The organism is Flavobacterium sp. AC274, assembly GCF_979258275.1.
Genome location: NZ_OZ409852.1, coordinates 161,910 through 186,342, shown reverse-complemented (window position 1 = coordinate 186,342; position 24,433 = coordinate 161,910). Strand labels below are relative to the sequence as shown.

20 protein-coding genes and 3 tRNA genes are annotated in these 24,433 nt (G+C 33.6%); 19 read left to right on the top strand and 4 right to left on the bottom strand.

Going from position 1 to position 24,433, the window contains the following annotated elements; genetic code table 11:
- Positions 1 to 3: 3 nt before the first annotated feature.
- From ACZZZT_RS00805 to ACZZZT_RS00795, 3 genes are all read right to left on the bottom strand, one after another.
- Positions 4 to 2,217 (bottom strand): ATP-binding protein, encoded by a 2,214-nt coding sequence (locus ACZZZT_RS00805; protein ID WP_395331587.1) that lies wholly within the window; start codon positions 2,215 to 2,217, stop codon positions 4 to 6.
- A complete protein-coding gene (locus tag ACZZZT_RS00800) occupies positions 2,202 to 3,428 on the bottom strand; it encodes a DNA cytosine methyltransferase (RefSeq protein ID WP_463459118.1) in 1,227 nt (408 codons plus the stop codon). Before ACZZZT_RS00800 ends, ACZZZT_RS00805 begins: the two co-directional genes overlap by 16 nt.
- A 274-nt stretch (positions 3,429 to 3,702) precedes the next feature.
- On the bottom strand, positions 3,703 to 6,162 hold the full coding sequence (locus ACZZZT_RS00795) for an AsmA family protein (protein ID WP_463459117.1): 2,460 nt from the start codon (positions 6,160 to 6,162) through the stop codon (positions 3,703 to 3,705).
- 244 nt (positions 6,163 to 6,406) lie between these two features.
- On the opposite strand from ACZZZT_RS00795, the gene trxA reads away from it, so the two are divergent.
- From trxA to ACZZZT_RS00730, 13 genes are all read left to right on the top strand, one after another.
- Complete coding sequence (gene trxA / locus ACZZZT_RS00790) at positions 6,407 to 6,724, top strand: thioredoxin (RefSeq protein ID WP_042563349.1); 318 nt, start codon at positions 6,407 to 6,409, stop codon at positions 6,722 to 6,724.
- A gap of 303 nt (positions 6,725 to 7,027) precedes the next feature.
- A complete protein-coding gene (locus ACZZZT_RS00785) occupies positions 7,028 to 9,604 on the top strand; it encodes a M1 family metallopeptidase (protein WP_463459116.1) in 2,577 nt (858 codons plus the stop codon).
- The gene (locus tag ACZZZT_RS00780; protein ID WP_042563353.1) at positions 9,601 to 10,527 is read left to right on the top strand and encodes a DUF58 domain-containing protein; all 927 of its coding nucleotides are present in this window, start codon (positions 9,601 to 9,603) and stop codon (positions 10,525 to 10,527) included. Before ACZZZT_RS00785 ends, ACZZZT_RS00780 begins: the two co-directional genes overlap by 4 nt.
- A gap of 86 nt (positions 10,528 to 10,613) precedes the next feature.
- Positions 10,614 to 10,687, top strand: a tRNA-Asp gene (locus tag ACZZZT_RS00775).
- Between the two features lie 573 nt (positions 10,688 to 11,260).
- Positions 11,261 to 11,334 (top strand) — tRNA-Asp (locus ACZZZT_RS00770).
- 468 nt (positions 11,335 to 11,802) lie between these two features.
- The gene (locus tag ACZZZT_RS00765; protein WP_463459115.1) at positions 11,803 to 12,594 is read left to right on the top strand and encodes an AraC family transcriptional regulator; all 792 of its coding nucleotides are present in this window, start codon (positions 11,803 to 11,805) and stop codon (positions 12,592 to 12,594) included.
- A 342-nt stretch (positions 12,595 to 12,936) separates the two neighbouring features.
- Positions 12,937 to 14,253, top strand: a complete 1,317-nt coding sequence (locus ACZZZT_RS00760) for a TolC family protein (protein WP_302094371.1) — start codon at positions 12,937 to 12,939, stop codon at positions 14,251 to 14,253.
- 78 nt (positions 14,254 to 14,331) lie between these two features.
- The gene (locus ACZZZT_RS00755; RefSeq protein ID WP_463459114.1) at positions 14,332 to 15,384 is read left to right on the top strand and encodes an HlyD family secretion protein; all 1,053 of its coding nucleotides are present in this window, start codon (positions 14,332 to 14,334) and stop codon (positions 15,382 to 15,384) included.
- A gap of 1 nt (position 15,385) precedes the next feature.
- On the top strand, positions 15,386 to 16,009 hold the full coding sequence (locus ACZZZT_RS00750; protein ID WP_463459113.1) for a hypothetical protein: 624 nt from the start codon (positions 15,386 to 15,388) through the stop codon (positions 16,007 to 16,009).
- Between the two features lie 94 nt (positions 16,010 to 16,103).
- Positions 16,104 to 16,967, top strand: a complete 864-nt coding sequence (locus ACZZZT_RS00745) for an efflux MFS transporter permease (RefSeq protein ID WP_463459112.1) — start codon at positions 16,104 to 16,106, stop codon at positions 16,965 to 16,967.
- Positions 16,968 to 17,290: 323 nt separating this feature from the next.
- Positions 17,291 to 17,950, top strand: coding sequence for an HAD family hydrolase (locus ACZZZT_RS00740; protein WP_463459111.1), 660 nt, complete (start codon positions 17,291 to 17,293; stop codon positions 17,948 to 17,950).
- Positions 17,951 to 18,208: 258 nt separating this feature from the next.
- Entirely contained in the window at positions 18,209 to 18,442 is a 234-nt protein-coding gene (locus ACZZZT_RS00735; protein WP_463459110.1) for a hypothetical protein, read from the top strand.
- 141 nt (positions 18,443 to 18,583) lie between these two features.
- A complete protein-coding gene (locus tag ACZZZT_RS00730) occupies positions 18,584 to 19,210 on the top strand; it encodes a hypothetical protein (protein WP_463459109.1) in 627 nt (208 codons plus the stop codon).
- Positions 19,211 to 19,421: 211 nt separating this feature from the next.
- Here ACZZZT_RS00730 and ACZZZT_RS00725 read toward each other — a convergent pair.
- Positions 19,422 to 19,503: transfer RNA gene (locus tag ACZZZT_RS00725), tRNA-Leu, on the bottom strand.
- 109 nt (positions 19,504 to 19,612) lie between these two features.
- Between ACZZZT_RS00725 and ACZZZT_RS00720 the strand changes: the two genes are divergently transcribed.
- The 6 genes from ACZZZT_RS00720 (at position 19,613) to ACZZZT_RS00695 (ending at position 24,414) form a co-directional block, all read left to right on the top strand.
- Positions 19,613 to 21,001: a dipeptidase gene (locus ACZZZT_RS00720; protein WP_073394745.1), complete on the top strand. Its 1,389-nt coding sequence runs from the start codon at positions 19,613 to 19,615 to the stop codon at positions 20,999 to 21,001.
- Between the two features lie 414 nt (positions 21,002 to 21,415).
- Positions 21,416 to 21,838 (top strand): toxin-antitoxin system YwqK family antitoxin, encoded by a 423-nt coding sequence (locus tag ACZZZT_RS00715; protein ID WP_463459108.1) that lies wholly within the window; start codon positions 21,416 to 21,418, stop codon positions 21,836 to 21,838.
- A 20-nt stretch (positions 21,839 to 21,858) separates the two neighbouring features.
- On the top strand, positions 21,859 to 22,401 hold the full coding sequence (locus tag ACZZZT_RS00710; protein WP_463459107.1) for a TPR end-of-group domain-containing protein: 543 nt from the start codon (positions 21,859 to 21,861) through the stop codon (positions 22,399 to 22,401).
- Positions 22,359 to 22,817 carry a DUF6624 domain-containing protein gene (locus tag ACZZZT_RS00705; RefSeq protein WP_463462360.1) on the top strand — a complete coding sequence of 153 codons (459 nt, stop codon included), beginning with the start codon at positions 22,359 to 22,361 and terminating at the stop codon, positions 22,815 to 22,817. The genes ACZZZT_RS00710 and ACZZZT_RS00705 overlap by 43 nt, the downstream gene beginning before the upstream one ends.
- On the top strand, positions 22,817 to 23,191 hold the full coding sequence (locus tag ACZZZT_RS00700; protein ID WP_073394751.1) for a BlaI/MecI/CopY family transcriptional regulator: 375 nt from the start codon (positions 22,817 to 22,819) through the stop codon (positions 23,189 to 23,191). Before ACZZZT_RS00705 ends, ACZZZT_RS00700 begins: the two co-directional genes overlap by 1 nt.
- Complete coding sequence (locus ACZZZT_RS00695) at positions 23,188 to 24,414, top strand: M56 family metallopeptidase (RefSeq protein WP_463459106.1); 1,227 nt, start codon at positions 23,188 to 23,190, stop codon at positions 24,412 to 24,414. The genes ACZZZT_RS00700 and ACZZZT_RS00695 overlap by 4 nt, the downstream gene beginning before the upstream one ends.
- Positions 24,415 to 24,433 lie beyond the last annotated feature (19 nt).

Here is a 24,433-nt window from a genome sequence, read left to right as displayed (position 1 = left end):
TCTTTATTGATTTTTATTAAAAATTAATTTTACAGCGGCGCCATCAAAATCTTCAGGTATTTTTTGTTGATTTAGTTCTTCCCGATTTAATAGAATATCAAATTTTCCATATTTTAGCATTATTGTATCTATTAAGTATAATCCAATTCCAATTCCATCAGATTTTCTTGAAAAAAATGGACGGATAAGTTCTGAAATATCGTCTTTAAAACCTGGACCATTATCAATGATTATTACGCATGTAGTAGTGTCTTCCTTATATGATTTTACATATATGGCTTTATTCGGTTTGTAAACTGTATCAAGCCAATAGATGCTATTGTCAATTATATTCATTACCATAGTAATGAAAAATCTTTTATCACAATTAATTGTTGTAACGTTGTCGTCAATATCAATGAAAAAATCAATGTTTCGATCAAGAAGTTTTGTTTTGTAATTTTTAAATGCTTTGTTAATTGATTCGTTAACATCAATTGGTTTATCTCCACCTTTTCGTAATACAGAAATAATGCCGTCAGTATATTGTCTTAATTCTTCTACTTGGTCATTGATTATTTTTATATCAATTGGATTTGTTTTAACCGTTTCCTCCATTCTTGGTACTAATTTTTCTATTTCATGTAATGCGATAGAAGCAGTCATTCCAACACCCGCGGGAATTAGAAGTATTTTTTTATCTTCCTCATATTTCTTTTCTAGAATTTCAGCTTCTTCCAGTAATTTTTGTTTTTTTTCTTCGTTATTTAAATCAGTGTTTTCAAGCAAAGTTTTAAAACTATTTATTTTTTGATCAAAAAGATTTCCTGATTCTTTTCTGTTAAAATTGAGCCACCTTTCTCTATCCTTATTTCTTTCAATTTTAAATTGAGTTAATATAAAATCAAGAATATATTTAAATACTATAAAAGCATTGTTTTCAACAAACCCTTCTCTATTTGTTTTTTCAGTTAGTTTACCTGAATTTTCAGGATCTAGGCTAACAAAACCGAGCACCAAGTTATTTGAAAACCAACTTGTATCTTGAACTCTTTTTAAATCTATCCCAAGCCAATCATTACCTTTTTCACCATAATCAAATACTCGTAAATCACCTTTATAAACTCTTATTCCAGAGTTTTCACGTAATATTTTTCTTGTTGTTGGTGGATCAAAAGAATAATCTTTTAAAGATTCAGAATCTAGATCAAATGTGTTTAATTCAAACAAAAGTCCTCCAAAAGGTAGTTGTTCCTCTTCGTCATATTTTGACAAAATGATTTCTATAGAATCTTTAGAGTACTCCTTTTTCTCCAATTCCTTTCTTATGTATGGTTTAATATCTCCTTTTATATTTCTATCATAAGAGCTATCGTCAATTACTCTGACTCCAAGTTCAGGATTGTTTTTTAAAGAAAAAGTATATTCGAATGTTAAATTGTAATTTTTATCAACTAAAGCAACAAGTTTAAAAGGAGCTTCATCAATAATTGTATCTATTTTGGGAAAATCGACTAGCCATTGATTATTAAAATTTAAATTTATTTTAAAGCTATTTTCGTCAACTTTTGGCGAAAGCATTGCTAAAGTTTGACCTTTTAAGTCCCTTGCCATCCCTTTAGTCCAATTTTCTTTTAAGCCACTTAAATGTATATATGTTCCACTTTCTTCTTTGAATCTAAAGCTATTTTTATCCTTTCTTAATTTCCATTTAATAGGTATATCTGATAAGTGTTTTGATTGATTAAAATCTTTCCAATTTATATATAATTCAATCTCATATTCAGCTAGATACTCATTAATTATTTCTGTTTTTTCTTCGTTGTAAATTAAAATTAAAGGTCTGGAAATTAGTAAAATTTTTGTTCCTAATTTATGTACAGCAAAGCGTCCAACACCTTTCTCTCCCATTGGGATTCTACCATAAATAGGAGATTTAATTATTTCTCTAATACCATCTTTATTAATTGGTTTTCTGAAATCAGAACCAGGTTCAAGCCAAACATCTTCGACTATTTCAGATGTCATTCCAATTCCATTATCCTCTATTATAATTGCAGCATTTTCTGCATTGTCAATATCTCTAAAATATACATCAACTTTTTTAGCATCAGCATCATAGCTATTTTTAACTAACTCATAGATAGCCATTACAGGGCTTTTTATTAACTCTTCACCTAATAAAGTTAGTATATGTGCCTTAGGTTTAAAATGTTTTTCTTTTAGCTCTTCTGACATAATAATTCTTTGATTTTTTTAGCAATTGCATTTGCCATTAATGGAGGAACTGCGTTACCAATTTGTTTAAATGCTGCCGAGCGTGAACCTTCAAAATAAAAATCATCAGGAAATGATTGTAATCTTGCAGCTTCTCTTACTGAAATTGAGCGACATTGTTTTTCATCAGGATGAATATAATAATGACCGTCTTTAGCAATGTGCGCTACTACTGTATGAGAAATACCTAGTCCGTCAATTACTTTGTATCGGTCTGTAAATGAAGTTTCGTTTTTATGTGTTTTTAATTCTTCTGGTAAATCAGGATAGCGCAATCTTTCCTGTCCTTTATTCCATTTTTGAATAGCGGTTTTATAAATAGCTAAGTCTCTTGAATTATGAGGTCTGGAAATATGTTGTGTAACAAAGTCAACACCATTTCGCAATTCGAATTTTTCAAGATATTCGTTCTTACTTTCTGTGTATTTTGTTGTTTTAAAACCTTCTCCCGGTTTTAGTTTTGGTAAATCCTGAAATGCATCATTAACTTTAAATTGCTGAATTATTTTTTCAAATTCTGGAAAACCAAAATCATTATCTTTTTTCCATCCAACAATAATTATTCTTTTACGCGCTTGTAAAACTCCAAAGTCTGATGCAATCAAAGTTTCATGATAAACTTCGTAGCCAATTCTTCTGAAATAGGCTTTTAGATTTTTAAAATGGTCTCCTTTGTTTGCGGTTAATAATCCCGGAACATTTTCAAATACAAACGCTTTTGGTTTAAACTCTTTAAGAAATCTTCCGTATTGAATGTATAATTTATTTCTTGGATCTTCTTCAATTTTATCCTGATGTCTTCTTAACAAAGAATAAGCCTGACAAGGAGGTCCGCCAATTATTAGATCAATCGTCTTTCCAGATTGTTTTATTTTATCAAAAAGTCCGGAAATTGTATCGTCATTAATTTCTATGTTTGAAACAGAATCAAGGATTTCACTTGGAATTTCTTTATAAAAAGCTTCTTGTGTAATTTCGCTTTTTATGTATTTATAATATAAATCTAGATTGTTTTTTGATTTTAAATAATGATATGCTGCTCTGGTTTTAATTGTTAAACACGCTTCAGGATTCATTTCGATATGAGACACAGGATTAAATCCTGCTTTGATAAAGCCTTCAGACATGCCAGATGCCCCGGCAAATAAATCAATAAAATTGAGATTATTCATAATTTAATAGTTCCTGAATGTTTACTTCAAGTGCTTTTGCAATTATTAGAACGAAATACTTCTCTTTCTGTTTAGAAATATTCATTTAATTTACAATATTAGTAAAATTTTTCTTTCAAATTGTTTTGATATACAATTTAAAAACAAATATACTTTATTAACTAATTACATTTTATGGAAAACCATAATACATTAAAATTTAATATAGGCAAGTATATCAATAAATAAAAAAACAGAATAGAGTATATATACGTGTTTTTATTATAAAATAACTTTATTTCTCCTTCCCCTTCTTCCCCCACTTAATTTTCATTTTACCTTCATCATCGACCGCAATTAAATGCAGTACAATTCCGCGATCGCGAACGGCGTCGCGTTCTTCCTGACTGGCAAGTTTGGCGTCGTTTTTAGAGTTTCGGAGTGGGATGGTGAGGGCGAGATTGGTGCCTCGGCCAAAGGAATAAATTCCGTTAATGTCTAAGTTTAGCACATTAGAACTGATAAGGAGGTTGTTAATATCGATTTTCTCTCCGCGCATGTTGAGGTTTCCTGATAAATCGCTGAAGGTTATGTTCTGGACATCGCGAAACGGAAAAGCAAATTTCCCCACTTTTACAATGGGTTCAAAATTGAGTAAAGCGCCCTGAGTCACTTTAAAATCGAGTTTTCCGTGCATAGAATTGGTTAGTAATTCGCCCCGACTGTTGATAAAACCGCTTACATTGGCGTGACTGCTCAATCTGCCTTTTATGTTTTTGGGACTAAAAGAGGTGATTCCGAAATTGTTGAACGACCTTAAAAAACTGGCAATATCTACACGATTTACCTGCGCGTTGGAGACAAAATTATAGTTCTTGCCATTTGGCGAAATTGTAGTATTAAAAGTAATGCTTCCGCCGGAAGTTTGAAGTGAACCATTTTTAATTACAAGGCGTGAATCGATCATCTGGATTTCGGCTTTTGTGTTTGTGGCGGTCAGTTTATTGTAGTTTATTTTATCAGCTTTGATGTTGATGTCTACGATGCATTTTTCGATGGCGTTTCGCAATTGGTCAGACATAGTGGCTTTTTTTGCTGAAACTTTCTTTTTTTGTGAACTTGCCAGAACGCCCAAAAATTGTTTTAAGTCGATATTTGGGCAATAAATATCCCAGTTTACAATCATTTTTTCAGGAGCGTCGTAATATAAGTTCAGGAAATTATCGATTTTGCCTTCCAGATAAATGATGTTTTTATTGTGTTTGTAAGCGATTTTTTTAATCAGCAAAGCTTTTTCGGTAAAGTCGAGTTGAACGTTTACTTTTTCGGCGTGAAGATTCTTCGGAATAAAATGAAAAGAAACATCTTTTACGTTTACATTGCCAATAAAACGCGGTTTTGTAATGTATAAATCGACAATATCAAACTGAAATTTTAAGTTGGCCGAAGCGTGACCTTCTGTAAAATGAATCCATTTTTCGGTATTTTCTTCGTTGAGGTTCTCAATATCGAAATCAGAATTTACGATTCCGGTTGCCAGTGGTTTTTCTAAATTATTAATCACAGCCTGTGGAATTGTAAGCGGAATATTTTTGTATTTACCCGAAAATCGGGTTAAAATAACGGCCGAATTGGCGTCGTTAAAGCCGTCTTTTGGTTTGAAATTATTGGTAAAAATGCCTTTAAAGCCACAATCGGTAATTAATCCGTCGGGAATACTGAGTTCGTTGTTTTTTACTTCTGCCTGAACCACAATTTTGGGGTCGCCTTCCTGATTAAAATCGCCTTTGATGTCGCAATTCACATCGATTTCTTCTTTTAAACCAAATCGGTTAAGCTTCGAACTAATGTTTGCCGATAATAGATTGGATGCATTTTGCCATAAAATTGTTGTTGAAATATTGATTCCGAAAAGGGCTTTTCCTTCAGTAAGATTAAAAAAAGCAATAATATCAAAAGAGTCAGTTCCGATTTTTAGGTTTTTGGTCACAACATCAATTTTTTCTTTTTCATCAGAATATGAAACATTAAAAGTGCCTTCGAGAATTTTTTGTTTGGCAAAACTGCCGTGAAAGGTATTAAAAGCCAGACTTTCAATGTTGGTTCTCAGGTAAACATTGGTTTCCCAGTCGTCTCCGTCAAAATCAACTTTCGATTTTAAACTTTCAATTTCAAAATCAAACAATTTATGCCCAACGTGATTGTCTAAAGTAAAATGAACGTCGTTGAGGTCGATTTGGTCAATGCTGGTTTCGGTGTCAGATTTATCTTCTGCCGATTTTTTCTTCTTGGGTTTAAAAATATTAGCGTTCGAATATCCGTTTTCGGCTTTATAAACATAAATATTGGCATCGTTAATGAGCATTTTATGAATATTGATTTCGTTTTGCAATAAATTCCAAACATTCAAACGCACTTCGATTTCTTTGGCTTTTAGTAAAGTATGTTTGTGGATATTCCATTGATTGTCTTTGATTTCTACATCTTTCAGCGCAAGCGTAAAATTCGGGAAACCGGTTAAAAATTTATATTGAAAATCGCCAACATGAAATTTCCCATTTATGTTTTCATTGATTTTTGTATTGATTTTAGCAATGATTTCGGTTTTATTCTGATTAAAATAAAACGATAATGCGCCCGAAGCAATAAGTACAAACGCAATGCATCCTAAAATAAAAAAGCCAAATCGTTTGGCATATATCTTAAAATGAGAAGATTGTAAAAAGCTTTTTATGTGGTGTAAAAGTGCTTTCATATAAATGAAGTTTCCGGAACATTAAAGATAGCATAAAAAACTGACGTTATTTTTAAAATACGTCATTCTGTAGTTTAAGTTAAATCTCACAATTTTAAAACATGGGATTAATATAATAAATGACAATGCATTTATAATGAAAACTAATTTGCTAATGGTGTTTGATTGGTTTTTAATTTTTAAATTTGTACTCTAGTTTGATACTTAAGTTAATCAGACGATAAATTTAAAAACGATAGATATTATGGCATTAGCAATAACAGATGCTACTTTTGACGAAGTAGTTTTAAAATCAGATAAACCAGTAATGGTTGACTTTTGGGCAGCATGGTGCGGTCCTTGTAGAATGGTTGGTCCAATTATTGACCAAATCAGCGAAGAATATGCAGGTAAAGTAGTGGTTGGTAAAGTAGATGTAGATGCTAATCAGGAATTTGCTGCAAAATATGGTGTGCGTAACATACCTACCGTTTTGGTTTTTCATAACGGTGAAGTAGTAGGTAAACAAGTAGGAGTTGCTCCGAAACAAACTTACTCTGATAGTTTAGACGCTTTGTTGTAATCGTAAGATTATGATTTATATAAAAGAGGTTTGACGAAAGTCAAGCCTTTTTTATTTGTAATTTTTTGCCACAGATTGCACAGATTAAAAAGATTTTCTTTTTGCCACGAATTGCACTAATTTTCACGAATTATTTATTTTGATATTGTTTAAAAAAGTTAGCCACAGATTAAATGATTCTCACAGATTAGAAATTATTTTAATCTTTTAATCTGAAAAAAACTAAACTATTTTAATTCGTGAAAATTACTGCGATTCGTGGCAAACTTTTTTTATTTTTACGAATTAAATATTCCTCGAAAAATGAAAATCTTTTATAGTTTTCTTTGCTTTTTTACAATCGTAACAATTGGTTTTTCTCAATCAAAACAAAAAGAAAGTGTTGTTTTAGAAAATGGAGTTTCAGAACAATTGGCTATTTTTAGAAAACATCAAATCTCTGATGTTTCTTATGATTTATTATTCGAAATTCCATATCAAAAAAATGATGATATTAAATCGGAAATGAAGTTGTATTTGACTTTATCAGATATAAGCCAGCCATTATATTTAGATTTTAAAGAAAAAACGCAGAACATAAAATCAATTGAAGCAAACGGAAAAAGTATTACCGTTTTACACGAAAAAGGGCATATTATTATTCCTGCTGAAAGTTTGATTTCAGGAAAAAATAAAATTGCAATTTCATTTATCGCCGGTAATTTATCATTAAACCGAAACGATGATTATTTATATACTTTACTAGTTCCGGATCGCGCAAGTACGTTGTTTCCATGTTTTGATCAGCCAGATATTAAGGCGACTTATAATATGGCTTTACAAGTTCCAAAAGACTGGACAGTTTTGGCTGGAGCCGATGTAAACAACAAATCTGAAAAAGGTGATTTTGTCAATTACACTTTTAATGAATCAGATAAAATGAGTACTTATTTGTTCTCCTTTGTTGCCGGGAAATTCAAAAGCGTCACTCAAAAACGGGGCAATCGAGAAATGACAATGCTGTATCGCGAAAACAATCCCGAAAAGCTTCAAACAAGTACCGATACCATTTTTAAACTGCACCAGCAATCTTTAGAATTCTTAGAAAAATATACTAATTATCCGTTTCCGTTTCAAAAGCTGGATTTTGCGTCGATTCCTGAATTTCAATATGGCGGAATGGAGCATGTTGGAGCTATTCAGTACAAAGAATCGGCTTTGTTTTTGGATAATACCGCGACTGACGAATTAAAATTAAGCCGTGCCAAATTAATCGCTCACGAAACTTCGCATATGTGGTTTGGCGATTTAGTGACCATGAAATGGTTTGATGATGTGTGGATGAAAGAAGTGTTTGCGAATTTTATGGCAGACAAAATCATGAATCCGATTTTCCCGAAAATCAATCATAATCTGCAATTTTTTACAACGCATTATTCCGGGGCTTTCGCCGAAGATCGTTCTTTGGGAACACATCCGATAAGACAACATTTAGCCAATTTAAAAGATGCCGGTTCTCTTTACGGAAGCATTATTTATAACAAAGCGCCCATTATGATGCGTCAGTTGGAAGCTACAATGAGCAAGGAAGCTTTTCAGAAAGGAATTGAAAAATACATTCAAAAATACGCCAACGATAATGCAGATTGGAATAATCTCGTAGAAATTCTGGATGCCGAAACGCCGCTCGATATGAAAAAATGGAGTGAAGTTTGGGTGAATAAATCAGGAAGAGCGATTTTTTCGGATAAAGTAGAATATGATGCTAAAAACCGAATCAAAAAGTTCGAAATCAATCAACAAGCCGAAGATAAATCTAACAATATCTGGCCTCAGGTTTTTCAAATAGGGTTGGTTTATGCTGATAATGTAAAAGTAATTGATGTTGCTGTAAAGGATAAAAAGACGATTTTAAAAGAGGCAATCGGACTTGAAAAACCATTGAGTATTATTTACAATTATAATGGTTTTGGTTACGGTGTTTTTCCGCTTGACGGGAATAATTTAAACTTTATTTCAAACTTAAAAGATGAGGTTGCAAGAGCATCGAGTTATAGTAATCTTTATGAAAATACCTTAACGGGAAATATTGCACCAACTAAAGCTTTTGATTGTTTTTTAAAAGGAATTCAACTCGAAGAGAACGAATTAGTTTTAAAAATACTGACAAATAATGCAAGCGGTATTTTTTGGAGATTTCTAACTGAAAAACAACAAAACGCCACTCAAAAACAATTTGAAGATTTAGTTTACAATCGTTTACAGACCAATTTAACGGGGAATATTAAAAAGACTTTGTTTAATTTATTTAGCTCAATTGCGTATTCAGATCCGGCGAAAGCCAAATTATATCAGATTTGGAATAAGGAAATTGTGATCGCAAATTTGAAATTAAACGAAGACGATTATACCAATATCGCTATGAATTTGGCTATCTTTAAGCATGAAAAAGCAGATGAAATCCTGAATAAAACGAAAGCAGCAATTACAAATCCGGACAGGCAAAAGCGATTTGAGTTTTTATTACCTTCATTATCAAAAGAAGAATCTGTTCGTGATGCATTTATTCAATCATTAAAAGAAGAGAAAAACAGAGAAAAAGAATCCTGGGTTTCGTCGGCTTTAGGAAATGTTTTTCATCCGCTGCGTCAGGAAAGCGCTCAAAAACATTTGAGATTTTGTTTGGATTTGACCGATGAAATTCAGCGAACCGGAGATATATTTTTCCCGAAAGACTGGCTAAGCGGAACCATTGGTCGTTATTCTTCTAAATATGCTTTTGATGAAGTGCAGCAATTCTTAAAAGAAAACCCTAATTTTAGTCCGATATTAAAACGAAAATTATTTCAGGCGACAGATGCTTTGTATCGCGCCCAAAATATTAAAAAAGAAACCGAATGAAAATTGAAACGGAAATAGAGAAAGTCTCGAGTTTTCAGCATCTCGAAATGCTGGCAAATCAGGTTGTGGAAGGTTTTATATCCGGAATGCATAAAAGCCCGTTTCATGGATTTTCTGCCGAATTTGCTGAGCATAAAGTGTATAATGCCGGAGAAAGCACCAAACACATCGACTGGAAATTGTTTGCCAAAACCGATCGTTTGTATACGAAACGTTTTGAGGAAGAAACCAATATGCGCTGTCATATTATTGTCGATAATTCGTCGTCGATGCATTATCCGGAACTAAAATCGAATCAGCCTTTTTATGAAAAGAAGATTGGTTTTGCCGTTTTGGCATCGGCAGTTTTGATGAATATTTTAAAGAAACAGCGTGATGCGGTTGGTTTAAGTGTTTTCTCAGATAATTACGAATATTACGCTCCCGAAAAAGGAAGCGATCGCCATCATAGAATGCTGCTCAATAAATTAGAACAATTGTTAGAACAGCCAAAAGTCAAAAAAACCACCGATACGATTACGTATTTGCATCAAATTGCAGAGAAAATGCACCGTCGTTCGATGATTATTTTGTTTACAGATATGTTTCAGTCTGAAGATGATGAGAAGTTATTTAACGCTTTACAACATTTAAAACACAACAAACACAGAGTGATTTTGTTTCATGTTGTTGATAATGCAACAGAGCTAAAATTTGATTTTGATAACACGCCAAGAAAGTTCATTGACTTAGAATCTGGCGAAGAAGTATCTATTTTTGCCGATAATGTAAAAGCAGAATATGAAAAAAGGGCAGAAAGTTATTTTAAAGAACTCGCTTTAACCTGCGCGAAGAACCAAATTAAGTACGTTCCGGTAAATGTGGGTGACAATTTTGAAAAAATATTGACTACATATTTAGTTGAAAAACAAAACTTTGGCTAAGGAATTAAAAATATATTTAATTTTTTTTATCAAAACACTTGCAGAAATGAAATTCTGTACTATCTTTGCAACCGCAATAACGCAGAGGTTTGGTAGTTCAGTTGGTTAGAATACATGCCTGTCACGCATGGGGTCGCGGGTTCGAGTCCCGTCCAGACCGCAATATTGGGAAAAGCCTTTCTTAACGGAAAGGCTTTTTTGCCCAAATACGGTATCTAAGATTAGTTGTGTTGTTTTGCTACGAATTTGTAACTCGTAGCTGGTTTAGTAGTTAGACCAATGAAAAGCTTTCCACTTTTGTGGATGGCTTTTTTGATTTATAACACTTTTGGTTTTGCCGCAAAGAGCGCAATCCCGAAGGCTCGGGATACGCAAAGGTTCGCAAAGTTTATTCATAGCTTTGCGAACCTTTGCGTTTATAATGATTTATTGAATTGGATTTTAGACATAACCCGTGGTTTCAACCACGGTGATATGGATTGTGATCATGATTGTGACCCCGTGGTTGAAACCACGGGCTATGTTTAGCAAGGTGATGAATATTTCTGTATGAAAAATCTCTATAAAAATTCGAAACTTTGACAAAGATCTGCATATTTAATTGGAATTTGGTCCCGGGGCTTCGGGATAAAATATTGGAATTTAACCTTTTAAAATTTTATCAATTTTTATTCGTAAAAACCCTTGCAGAATCAAAGTTCTATTGTATTTTTGCAGTCACAATAACGCAGTTGGTTTGGTAGTTCAGTTGGTTAGAATACATGCCTGTCACGCATGGGGTCGCGGGTTCGAGTCCCGTCCAGACCGCAAATATTGGGAGAAGCCTTTCTTAACGGAAAGGCTTTTTTATTTTAGAAAGTTTTCTAAAAATAAATTCCAAATAGAAAATTCCAAATTCCAATTAAATACCGATATCATTGGAATTTGGAGTTTTTTTTGCTTTTATATTTTTGTATTTCAAATATAGCTCAAGGTTTCAACCTTGGGAGACGTGTTGAGATTATTTATATTGAAGCAAATGCATTGCGCTCCAATGGTTGAAACCATTGGCTATGATTTTGATAAAGCTTTGCGTCCCGAGGTGTCGGGATTGCGCTTTTGCCTTGCGTGCTGTGGTAAATCTTTACAATCCAAGATTGGAATTTGGAATTTAAATTTCCCTATATTTATGTATCCCAAGCGAACTTTGCGTTTTTACTTTGCGAACTTACAATCCAGCTTTGGAATTTGGAATTTTAAAATATTGGAATTTAAATTTCGCTAGAAAGATATTCAATGGAACAATCAACTTTTAAAGTAGACAAGTATTACATCAAAAAAGTAGATGCCGATAAAAAAAGCATTTATTGTCATCACGATTTGATGGGAGAATTGTTGGTTCCGACACACAAACATGATAAAGCACAAATGCTGTATGCTGAAGGCGATGTCGTTTTTGTAACTACAGAAACCAAAACGTATTTCTTGCCAGCACGGCATTTTATATGGATTCCGGCAAATGTAGCACATAGTATTCATCCAAAATCTGAAAATGTGATGATGCGAAATTTGTATTTTCCGGTTGAAAAAAATGAAGATGAATTTTATCAAAATGAAGGTATTTATCCGGTAAATAATTTACTGCTTCAAATGATGCTTTTTACCAATCAATGGAACGGCGATTTGAAAAAAGGAAGTCCAAATTTTGTGATTGCAAAAGCTATCAAAGCAATTTTACCTCAAATATGTTTAACTAATTTACCTTTGGAACTGCCTTTGCCAAAAGACCCGCGTTTGGGTAAAATCCTGAGACATATTGAAAATAATCTTGGCGAAACAATTCTGTTTGCCGATGTGGCGCATGAATTTGGGTATAGCGAACGCTCTTTGTATCGCTTGTTTCAAAAAGATCTTAAAATGTCTTTCATTCAATATTATACGATTCGAAGAATTTTGAAAGCGATTGAATTTTTGCTTGACAGAAAACTTTCGGTTAAAGAAGTGGCGCAGGAAGTTGGTTATAGCAGCGTTCCTACATTTAGTAATACTTTTTTAAAATCCTGGGTCAAAGACCTTCTGATTATTTAAATGGGGAGGATGTTTTGAGGAAAAAATAGAAAGTGAATAATGGCACACGGATTTGACGGGTTTGAACGGATCTACACAGGTTTTGTTTAAAAATCTTGCGATTATGTGAAGCCCAAATCTACTAGATAACTTTATTTACTAAAAATAATCCGTGTACATCTGCCTAAATCCGTAAAATCTGTGGGCAATCAAAACAAATATTCTTGTCCGAAATGAATATGTTATTGACTTTTTAGAATTATCAGTCATGAGAAAAATGCAGGAACTTTGCAGTATCAAAATATTTATATATTCATGTTCCTTAAAATAACAAATTCTACAGAAGATTGTTTTCTCAAAATCGTGTTGCTATTTCTAATTGTATTGACATTTAATAGTTTACAGGCTCAGGAAATTCATGCCGTTTCGTTAAACGAAGCGTTGAAACTGGCGAAAGAAAACAATAAAAAAATCCTTAGATCGCAATTAGAGACTACGCTTTCAGAGCAAAATATCAAAGAAAGAAAAGAACTCCGTTTGCCGGATATCGAATTAAACGGCGAATATTCCAGAATTACCAATATTACCGAATTCAAAGGCAATGGTTTTTTGAATGGCAAAGAAGTAACGAAGGCAATTCCTGAAATTTATCAGGTTAATTCAAGCTTTAAAATGCCAATTTATGCTGGAAATAAAATCAATAACGCTATCAAAATTGCCAATCAGGAAAGTGAAATCGCCAAAATAAAAACAGAAAAGACCGAAAATGATATCGAGCTTGAAGTGGTGGCAAATTATCTGGCGATTTATAAAATGATGGAACTTCAGAAAATTTTTGAAGAAAACATTAAAGAAGAAAAAAGCCGATTAAAAGAAGTGCAGTCACTGCAAAAACATGGAACGATAACCAAAAATGAAGTTATTAGAGCCGAATTACAACTTTCGGACCGTGAATTGAATTCGCTTACAAACTCCAAAAACATAAAAATCGCGCTTCACGATTTAAAAACGTTGATCCAGCTTCCGGAAACAGAAGAAATTACCATCGATACAACAGCGAATATGGATGAATTGAATGGCTTAGATCCGTATGATTTTTATTTGGAAAAAGCTTTTCAGAATGAAGAGATGCGAATAGCAAGCCAGGAATTAAACATCAAAAAAACAGAACTAAAGCTGGTTAAAGGAAACTATCTGCCTACGGTAAACTTCTTTGGGAATTATGGTTTTTATTATCCCAACTACAAATTCTTCCCGCCAAACCCGTATTTGTACACTTTAGGGCAAATTGGTATCGAAGCGCATTTTGACATTTCGGCTTTGTATAAAAACAAAACCAAAGTACAACAAGCCAGTACAGAAATCGAATGGCAGAAAATGCAGTCTGAAATTATAAAAGATGAAATTCAGGATAAGCTGTTTAAGGAACATACACAATATCAGGAAATCCTTGAAAAATTTGTGGTTGTGGATAAAGCTTTGGATTTGGCGAATGAAAATTACCGAATCGTAAAACTGAAATACCTAAACCAATTGGTTTTAATAACTGAAATGGTTGATGCCGATAATGCGTTGCTTCAGGCGAAATACAATAAAATTTCTACACGACTTGATGCGATTCTCAAACATTACGAATTGCTTCACACGGCTGGGATTATGCCTCAGAGTTATGAGTTTTGAGAAGAAAGAAGTTAGAAGAAAGAGGCAAGAGAATAGAATATAGAGAATAGAAAATAGACAACAAAAGATATAGAGTTTATGGTTAAGATAAAGAATGAAACTAGAAGAAACAGAACGTTTCATATCATAATAACAATTATTGCGTGTACGCTTATAATAAGTGGTGTTATTTTAGGAATTTGGTTTTATGTATTCAATAGCAATCACGAGGAAACTAATGATGCACAGATCGAGCAATATGTGACGCCAATTATGTCGCGAATTACAGGTTATGTTCAGGAAGTTCGTTTTGAGGAAAATCAGTTTGTGCATAAAGGTGATACTTTGGTTGTGATTGATAATCGAGAATACAAATCAAAACTGAATGTGGCTCTTGCCGATGTTCAAAGTGCTAAACAAAGCAGTGTTGTGGCTCAAAAAAATGTAGCGACTACGGCAATTTCAACGGTTATTGGTGAATCACAATTGGCTGGAGCCAAAACCAATCTTTGGAAAACAAAATTAGAATACGAACGTTATCAGGCTTTGGTAAAAGAAGAAGCGGCAACGTCTCAACAATTAGAGAAAGTTAAAGCAGATTACGAATCGGCGCAAGCGCATTATAAAGAAATGCAGGACCGAATTCAGTCTTCTAATTTAAGTACTTCGCAGGCGCAGGCCAATGTTCCTACGGCGCAAACGATTATCGAATCGAAACAAGCTGTGGCAGATAATGCGGCGTTGTTTCTTTCGTACACCATAATTACCGCACCTTACGACGGCTGGGTTGGGAAAAGAATCTTGCAGCCGGGACAAATGGTAAAAGAAGGGCAATCGCTGCTTTCTATAGTAAGTAAAGAAAAATGGATTACGGCCAATTTTAAAGAAACACAATTGCAGTATTTAACCGTTGGTCAGGAAGTAAAAATTCAGGCCGATGCTGTAAATGATAAAGAATTTACGGGAGTTATTAAATCATTGTCTCCGGCAAGTGGCGCGAGATTTTCGTTATTGCCTCCGGATAATGCAACAGGAAACTTCGTAAAAATCGAACAAAGAATTCCGGTTCGAATTCAGTTGAAAGAAACCGATAAACAAGCCGATTTTTTAAGAGCCGGAATGAACATCACGGTTATCGCAGAACACCAATAAAATGGAAGATAAAAGTATTTTTAAATCCTGGGTTCCAAAATGGGCAATCATTATTATTTTGTTTGTCTGTTTGCTGCATTCCATGATTTTATTGGGAGTTTACACTTCAAACGTAACGTACGCAGCTAGTTTTCTGGATATTGAGCCCGAAGATTTGCAGTTTGCTATGTGCGTAACGTACGGAACTTTGCTCGCTACGATTTTAATAGAAAGCCGATTTTCGAGTTTTTTCCCCGCAAAAAATTACCTGATGGCAGTGTATTCCTTAATCGGAATCACGATTGTTTCGTCGGCGTATATTACCAATTTTTATGTGTTTTTATTACTGCGCGTTCTCGAGGGGATTTTAATGGCGCTTCCGGTAATTACGATCAGACAATTATTGATAGAGCAGTTTCATTCTAAAAACGCCATAATAATTGGTTTTTCCTTTTATTACGGTTCGTTATTATTGTCAACGCCGTTTATTATGAATATTGCCGTTTGGTTTCTGGATCATTACGATTGGAAATACATGCTTTATGTTTCGGGCGGACTTCAGGTTTTGAATGTTTTTTTGATTCTGGTTACTTTCCGCGGACACAGAATTACAAAAAAATTCCGCTGTATCAAATCGACTGGATGAGTTATATTTTGGTTCTAACGGCGATTCTCTGTGGTGCTTACTTTTTTGTTTATGCCGAAAAAAATATTGGTTCGAGTCTTCTCAAATGGTTTTAATGCTCATGATTGCCTTGATTACGGGAGGATTATTCATCTTTAAAGAACTTTTGGTGAAAAGACCAACCTTTAATTTCGAAGTTTTTAAATACGCCAATCTGCGTATCGGGTTTTTATTGTTCTTCCTTTTTTACATCAGCAGAGCAACATTAAGTCTTTGTCATTCTGCGATGTTTTCGATCTGGAATTGGGATCCGTCGCGCGTTGCAGGCGTACAATACATTAACGGATTAGGAAACGTAATTGGCCTGATTCTCGCCGCTTATTTTCTGATGAAATCGGTTTCGACTAAAATTATTTTTATCATCGGTTTTTCACTGATTGCGTTGTTTCACTTTTGGTTTACGTTTCTTTTTGTGCCAGATGTAGCTTTATCAGACATTATAATTCCGTATGTTTTGCAAGGCATCGGTGTTGGGTTTTTATTCGTTCCGTTAATCTTGTTTACCACATCGTCGGTTCCGGCAAAAATGGCGGTTTCTTCAGGAATTGTTGGTGTTTCAGGACGTTTTTGGGGAAGCACAATTGGTTTTTGTGTCATGCAGAATGCAATGGCATTTTTAAACAAAAAACACTTTTTAAAATTAAGTCAGTTTGTGACCGGCGAAAATCCCGAAGCGCACGAAACGATTACCAAAACCGCCCAAAGTTTTATGGCAAAAGGATATTCACCTGATGACTCTAATACATTGGCGTTAAAAAAACTTTTTAGCACCGTTGCCAAACAATCGACTTTATTGGCTGATATGGAAATTTATACCATTGTAGGTTATGGTTTAGTGGTTTTGATTATTTTGATTGCCTGTAATCAGCATTTAAGACAAACGATGACTTTGGTTAAGAGCAAGATTTGGATTGGGTAAGTTTTGTTTGTTTCAAGTTTCAGGTTTCAGGTTTTTCCTCACGTTATGTTATTTCGACGGAGGAGAAATCACACTCGTGAATCTACAATGATAATCGTCAATCTTTGCTGATTATAATTAAAAATTTTTTCATGCAGATTTTCCAGATTTAAGCAGATTTATTTTTAATTATAATATTATCTGCGAATATCTGCTTAAATCTTTTTAAAATCTGCGTGAAACAAAAAAACTTTGCGCCTTTGCGCCTTTGCGAGATTAAAAAAACCTCCGCGCAACTCTGGGGAAATTAAGTATCTTGCGAACCGTTAAAAACAAAATATATAATGAAACAGCAATGTGTTATTTTTGATATGGATGGCGTTATTTGTCACACCAATCCGCATCATGTAAAGGCTTTCGAGGCATTTTTTAATAAATATGAAATTCCGTATACAAATGAAGAGTTTGAAGAGCATATGTATGGAAAACATAACGGTTATATTATGACGCATTTCTTCAAACGTTCTATTGCCGGAGAGGAACTTACCTTATTGGAAGACGAAAAAGAAGCCATGTTTCGTGAAGTTTATAAAGACAAAGTCGAAACGATTCCGCATTATTTGGAGTTTTTAAGCGAATTAAAATCTCGTGGTTTTAAAACAGCTGTTGCAACTTCGGCGCCGCGAGCGAATCTGGATTTGATTATAAATGCATTAAAAATTGGCAATAAAATGGATTCTATGATGTCTAGCGAAGACGTGAAAGCTCATAAACCAAATCCCGAAGTTTATCTGGAATCTGCCAAACGTGTTGGCGTTTCACCATCTGATTGTATTGTTTTCGAAGACTCTTTTTCGGGCGTTACAGCGGGCTTAAATGCAGGAATGAAAGTGGTTGGCGTGTTGAGTACGCATACAAAAGAACAACTTCCGCCATGTAGTTTTTATATTAATGATTATAGTGAAATTAATGTTGATAAAGTTTTAGAATTATTGAATAGCTAAAATTTTAAACCATATAAGAGATATAAGTTCATTTAAAATATGAGAAACCTTTGTCAAAGTTTCAAACTTTGACAAAGGTTTTTTTGCGCTAAGTGAATTGCCTCCTGCTTTAGCTGGAGGTTTTTTTATGTTTTGAGAGAAAAAAGGCTTTAGCCGAAATTTGATTCTGTATAAGAAAAATTAAAATAAAATTGAACTCATATATGGGTTCAATTGAAAAGTAAATCTCATGATTTTTGTAATATAAAAATTGAAATTATGGGTGAAAACAGCTTTTCAAAAGAAACCGAAACCAGATTAATAGATTTTTTCAGAAAGACAATTGATTCTGAAGATATGGCAAAGACAATTCGACAAGTAAATTATGTTCTTTCTTTATGCGCCATGAGAGGCTGCGAAACTGTAGAAACTGAATTCAACAATCTCGAAGATAATTTTTATTGGTTGAATAAATTAGCTGAGGTTTTGGATCCTTATTTGGATGTGGAGTGAGACATAAAAAGTAACCTCAAAATATATCATTTTGACCAGAGGAAAAATCTTCGTGATAAACTCTATAATAAGTGCATGCTCATTTTTTTTAATAAGCTGAAAATTCCTATTTTTAAATAATGTTATTTAAATGAATAAAAGATGAAAAAGGAAATTATGGAACAGATTAAAAAATTAGGCGGAAATATAGTCAACGTAAAAGGTCATTCGCTTCAGGAAGATTTGCAATCCATAACTTTTGATACCGTTTTGTATCAACGGCCAACAGATACACCTTGGGCAACCGCCGAAGAAGAAGAACCGATTTACGGAATTGGAGATTTTATTAATCAAAACGAAGCACTTTTTAAAGAAGATAAAGTAGCTTTTTACAATAAAGTTATTGAAAAATATTTCAGATTAACCACCGAAGGCTTCGGACAGGTTTTTTGGGAAGCTTCTCCTTTTACACCCTTTAAAGAAGGAACACCAGATTACGCCGAATGGAACGGTGATTTCACAGATGATGAAACAAATTTGACTGAAATCATAAAAGTAACAAATGATCCTTCGCCAGATTTTATACTGCTTTTTACCAGTTATGGTTTTCCTGATAGTTACTACATTGCCTTAACTGACCCAAATCCCGGAAATCCAACTTTATTTGGCACAGATCACGAAGTCTTTTTCAGAGAAGTTACTAATGAAGGAAACTTGGAGAATTTTTTGAACACCTTTATGACGAAAGAGGAATTGTTGGAAATTGTGAAGAGAAGAATTGAAAAGTAAAAATATAGAAATGAAAATATTGGGGTTACGTTGCGTTTCAAGGGATTGAAATCCCTGGCTACAAAATAAATCATTCCTCCGGAATTTTATAAAGAGTTCCGGAGGAACGGATCATATTGTAGGGATGGATTTTAATCCATCATTTGCGGTTAAATTCGGCAATATTCCTAAAAACAAAAAAGCTTCTGATTTCTCAGAAGCTTTTTTTCAGTGCGGATAATAGGACTCGAACCTACACGCCTTGCGGCACCAGATCCTAAGTCTGGCATGTCTACCAATTTCACCATATCCGCTCAATTGTGGGTGCAAAGATAATCATAACTTCTAAATTTCAAAGCATTTTTTGAAAAAAAATATTAATTCTCTTTTTTGTATTTTTGAATTTCTATAAAAATAATTTAAATGGAAAATATTAAGTCGTACGTTCAACAACATAAAGATCGGTTTATCAACGAATTGATCGAATTATTAAAAATTCCGTCGGTAAGTGCCGACACTGCATATTCACAAGATGTTATCGATACTGCCGAGGCTGTAAAAGAAAGTTTATCAAAAGCAGGCTGCGATTTAGTCGAAATTTGCGATACTCCGGGCTATCCAATTATTTATGGAGAGAAAATAATTGACCCAAATTTACCTACAGTTCTTGTTTACGGTCATTATGATGTTCAACCGCCAGATCCAATGGAATTATGGACATCGCCACCTTTTGAGCCGGTTATTAAAAAAACAGAAATTCATCCTGAAGGCGCAATCTTCGCCCGTGGAGCCTGTGACGACAAAGGACAAATGTACATGCACGTAAAAGCCTTAGAATATATGGTGCAAAGCAATACGTTGCCTTGTAACGTAAAATTCATGATCGAAGGTGAAGAAGAAGTAGGTTCTGCAAGTTTGGCCTGGTTTGTAGAACGCAATCAGGAAAAACTGAAAAACGACGTTATTTTAATTTCAGATACCGGAATGATTTCTAACCAACAACCGTCAATCACGACAGGTTTACGCGGTTTGAGTTATGTTGAGGTCGAAGTTACAGGTCCAAATCGTGATTTACATTCAGGTTTATACGGTGGAGCAGTGGCAAACCCAATTAATGTTTTGGCCAAAATGATTGCTTCACTTCACGACGAAGACAATCATATTACAATTCCGGGATTCTACGACAAAGTTCAGGAATTATCAACAGAAGAAAGAGCCGAAATGGCAAAAGCGCCTTTTAGTTTAGAAAAATATAAAAATGCCTTAAATCTAAACGATGTTTACGGCGAAAAAGGATATGTAACCAACGAACGCAACTCGATTCGTCCAACATTAGACGTAAACGGAATCTGGGGCGGATATCAGGGCGAAGGAGCAAAAACGGTTATTGCGAGCAAAGCTTTTGCTAAAATCTCAATGCGTTTGGTTCCAAATCAGGATTGGCATGAAATCACAGATCTTTTCACGAAACATTTCACAAGCATTGCACCTGCCGGAGTTACCGTAAAAGTAACGCCGCATCACGGAGGCCAGGGTTATGTAACGCCAATTGACAGTATTGGGTATCAGGCGGCAAACAAAGCATATACAGAAACGTTTGGAGTTCCCGCAATTCCGGTTCGTTCAGGCGGAAGTATTCCGATTGTGGCTTTGTTCGAAAAAGAACTAAAAAGCAAAACCATTCTAATGGGCTTTGGTTTAGATTCAGATGCGATTCACTCGCCAAACGAACATTTCGGAATCTTTAATTACTTAAAGGGAATTGAGACTATTCCGTTGTTTTACAAGTATTTTGTGGAATTGAGTAAATAAAGTTTTGCCACGAAGGCGCTAAGACGTAAAGTTTTTTTAAGTTTCGAATCTTTGTCAAAGTTTTAAACTTTGACAAAGATTTTCCAATATTAAATCCGTTCAGAAATGAGCGGATTTTTTTGTTTCCACAACTTTGGAATTTGGAATTTTTAGAATTGGAATTTCTTTTTTTGGCGTTCCCTTCGGTCGGGCTTTCGGCTATATCTTTTATTCCGTTCTACTTCATAAAAGGATACCGCCTCAATCCCTAACGCGCACTCAGGTAGCTTGAAGTTTTTGAGTTCTAAGCTAAAAAGCCTCAGAGCCTTAGCGACTTAGTACCTTAGTACCTTTTCTCAAAAAAAAACTTGCACATTAAAAATTAATCTCTACATTTGTAGAACAACAACTATAACTGTAGAGTTAAATATTCAAATGAAACAATTTCTAATCGTACTGTTTTTTGGAATGATGCTTTCAAATTGCAAAAGCAAACCAATTAATCAAAAGATTGACAAGAAAAAAGAAGGTGTTTGGATTGATGATTATACACAAGACAGTATTCAATACAAATCATTCGAATATTACAAACACGATCAACCCGTAAAAAAATGGAAATCGTACATCAACGGAAAAATATACAAAACAGAAAAATACAAAAACGGAATCTGCACGGTTAAATATTATTATGAAAACGGAAAAGTACAATCAAAAGGAAAAACAAAATTAGAATCTAATTCTGTAGAAATGCATTGGTTTTATTTTGGAGACTGGAAATTCTATTCAGATAAAGGAAAACTAACCGAAATTAAAAAATACAATAACGGTGAATTAATCTCGGAACAAAAAATGAAATAACCACTAATCGATTTAAACCTATGAAAAAATTAATTGCTTTCTTTTTTATTACTGTGAATATTGGATTGATGCAGTCTCAAACCTATAAAGAATTTGTTGCAAAAGGGGATGATTGTTATAAAGCGAAAGATTATAAAGGATCTGTTGTTTATTATGAAAAGGCATTTAAAATCGAACACAAATCATCTTCAGATTTATATAATGGTGCGTGCGCTGCAGCTTTAAACAATGATGATGATAAAGCTTTTAAGTGGCTGGATTTAGCAATTGATAATGGTTATGAAAACATTGCCCACATAAAAATAGATAATGATTTAAAAGCTTTGCATAATAAAAAAGAGTGGAAAGTGACAATTGATAAACTTCAGAAGAGAATGGATATTCTGAGTGCTAATTACGATAAACCGCTGCAAAAAGAACTTTTGGATATTTATACAGAGGATCAGGGTATTCGTGGAGATTTTATGAAAATTTATAAAGACCCTAATTCGGATAAAAAGAAAATCGACAGCATTGGCAAATTAATGAGAAAAAAGACAGTATTAATCTCACTAAGGTCATAAAGATTTTAGAAGAAAAGGGCTGGGTTGGAAAAGATGTTGTTGGAGCACAGGCCAATCAAACCTTGTTTTTGGTTATACAACATTCTGATTTAAAATATCAGCAAAAATATTTGCCAATGATGCGAGAGGCTGTTAAGAAAGGTAATGCAAATCCAGGAAATCTGGCATACCTGGAAGATAGAGTAGCCTTAAGAGAAGGAAGACAACAAATTTATGGAAGCCAGTCTTCGAAAAATAAAACGACTAATAAATTATACATATCACCGATGATAGATCCGGATAATGTAGATAAGAGACGTGCTGAAGTTGGGCTTGGTACTATGGCTGAATATGCGGCAAAAATGAATATTGAATGGAATTTAGAAGCTTATAAAAAGGAATTGCCTGAAACTGAAAAACTTGAAAACATTAAATAATGACACAATTATCAAACTCAGAAGAACAATTAATGGAGCATCTTTGGAAGCTTGAAAAAGCTTTTATGAAAGATTTACTCGAAGCGTATCCGGAACCAAAACCGGCAACAACAACCGTTGCAACGCTTTTAAAACGAATGATAGACAAGAAATTCGTAGCGTATAATGAATTCGGGAATTCTCGAGAATATTATCCGCTTGTCAAAAAAACAGCTTATTTCTCCAAACATGTAAACGGTTTAATTAGCAATTTCTTTAATAATTCGGCATCGCAATTTGCTTCATTTTTTACTACAGAAACCAATTTGTCTACTTCAGAATTAGAAGAACTCAAAAAAATAATCGATTCGCAAATTCAAAAAAAGAAAAAATGATAAACTATCTTTTAAAATCAGGAATGCTGCTTTTGATTTTTTATGCAGTGTATAAATTATGGCTTGAAAACGAAAAAATGTTTCGTTTTAATCGTGCTTATTTGTTGTTGAGTTTGGTTTTTAGTTTTGTAATTCCGTTGCAATTAATTTCGGTTAGACCTTTGTTGGGGAATACATTATCTGTAATTCAACTTGATGGAGTTGTCATTAGAACCAGCAACGTAGTCTTAAATAATGATAATTCAGAACAGCTTATGATTTCTGTTTTAAGTATAATTTATCTCATTGTCGTATTGTTATTTACGGTTCAGTTTTTTGTGAATTTGTATTCGTTTTATAATAAAACTAAAAGGAATAACAAGCAATTATTGAATGACGTAGAAGTAGTTTTAATAGAAGAACCTACATTGCCACATTCATTTTGGAACTCAGTTTTTATCAATAAAGAAGAATTTGAAACAGGTAAAATTCCATTAGAATTAATAGCGCACGAAAAAGCACATTTAAAACAAAAACATACTTTGGATATTCTTTTTATAGAAGTTTTACAAATTGTTTTTTGGTTTAACCCGCTTATAATTTTATTCAAAAAAGCAATAAAACTGAACCATGAATTTTTAGCTGATGAAGAGGTTAATACTCAATTTGAGTCGGTTACAAGGTATCAAAAGCTGCTATTGAATTTTGCTTCCAATAAAAATACGATAGCATTAGCCAGTAATCTTAATTATTTAATAACCAAAAAACGCCTTATTATGATGACTAAAAAAGAATCCCGATTTAAAATGACGTTTAAAGTATTGATTGTAAGTATTGTTTGTGTATTATCATTGTTTGTTTTCAGTTCAGAAACTATTGCCCAGAAGGTGAAAGACAAATCAGATTATGATAAAATGATAGTGAAAGACAGCAACGATTGTATGGATAAACAACCTGAATATCCAGGAGGAATTGAAGAATTTTATAAACTTGTAGGTATGAATTTTAAAATACCTGCAGCAGTTTCAAAGCAGAAATTAGAAGGTAAAGCCATAATTGAATTTATGGTAGAAAGAGATGGAAGTTTATCTGAATTTAAAATCGTAAAAGATTTGGGTTATGGTATAGGAAATGAAGCAATTCGTGCCATAAAACTTTCTCCGAAATGGATTCCGGGAACTAAAGATGGAAAGCCGGCGCGTGTTTTGTACACTATGCCAATAACAGTGCAGACAGAGAAATAGTTTTTTTGGAAGGTTCAAA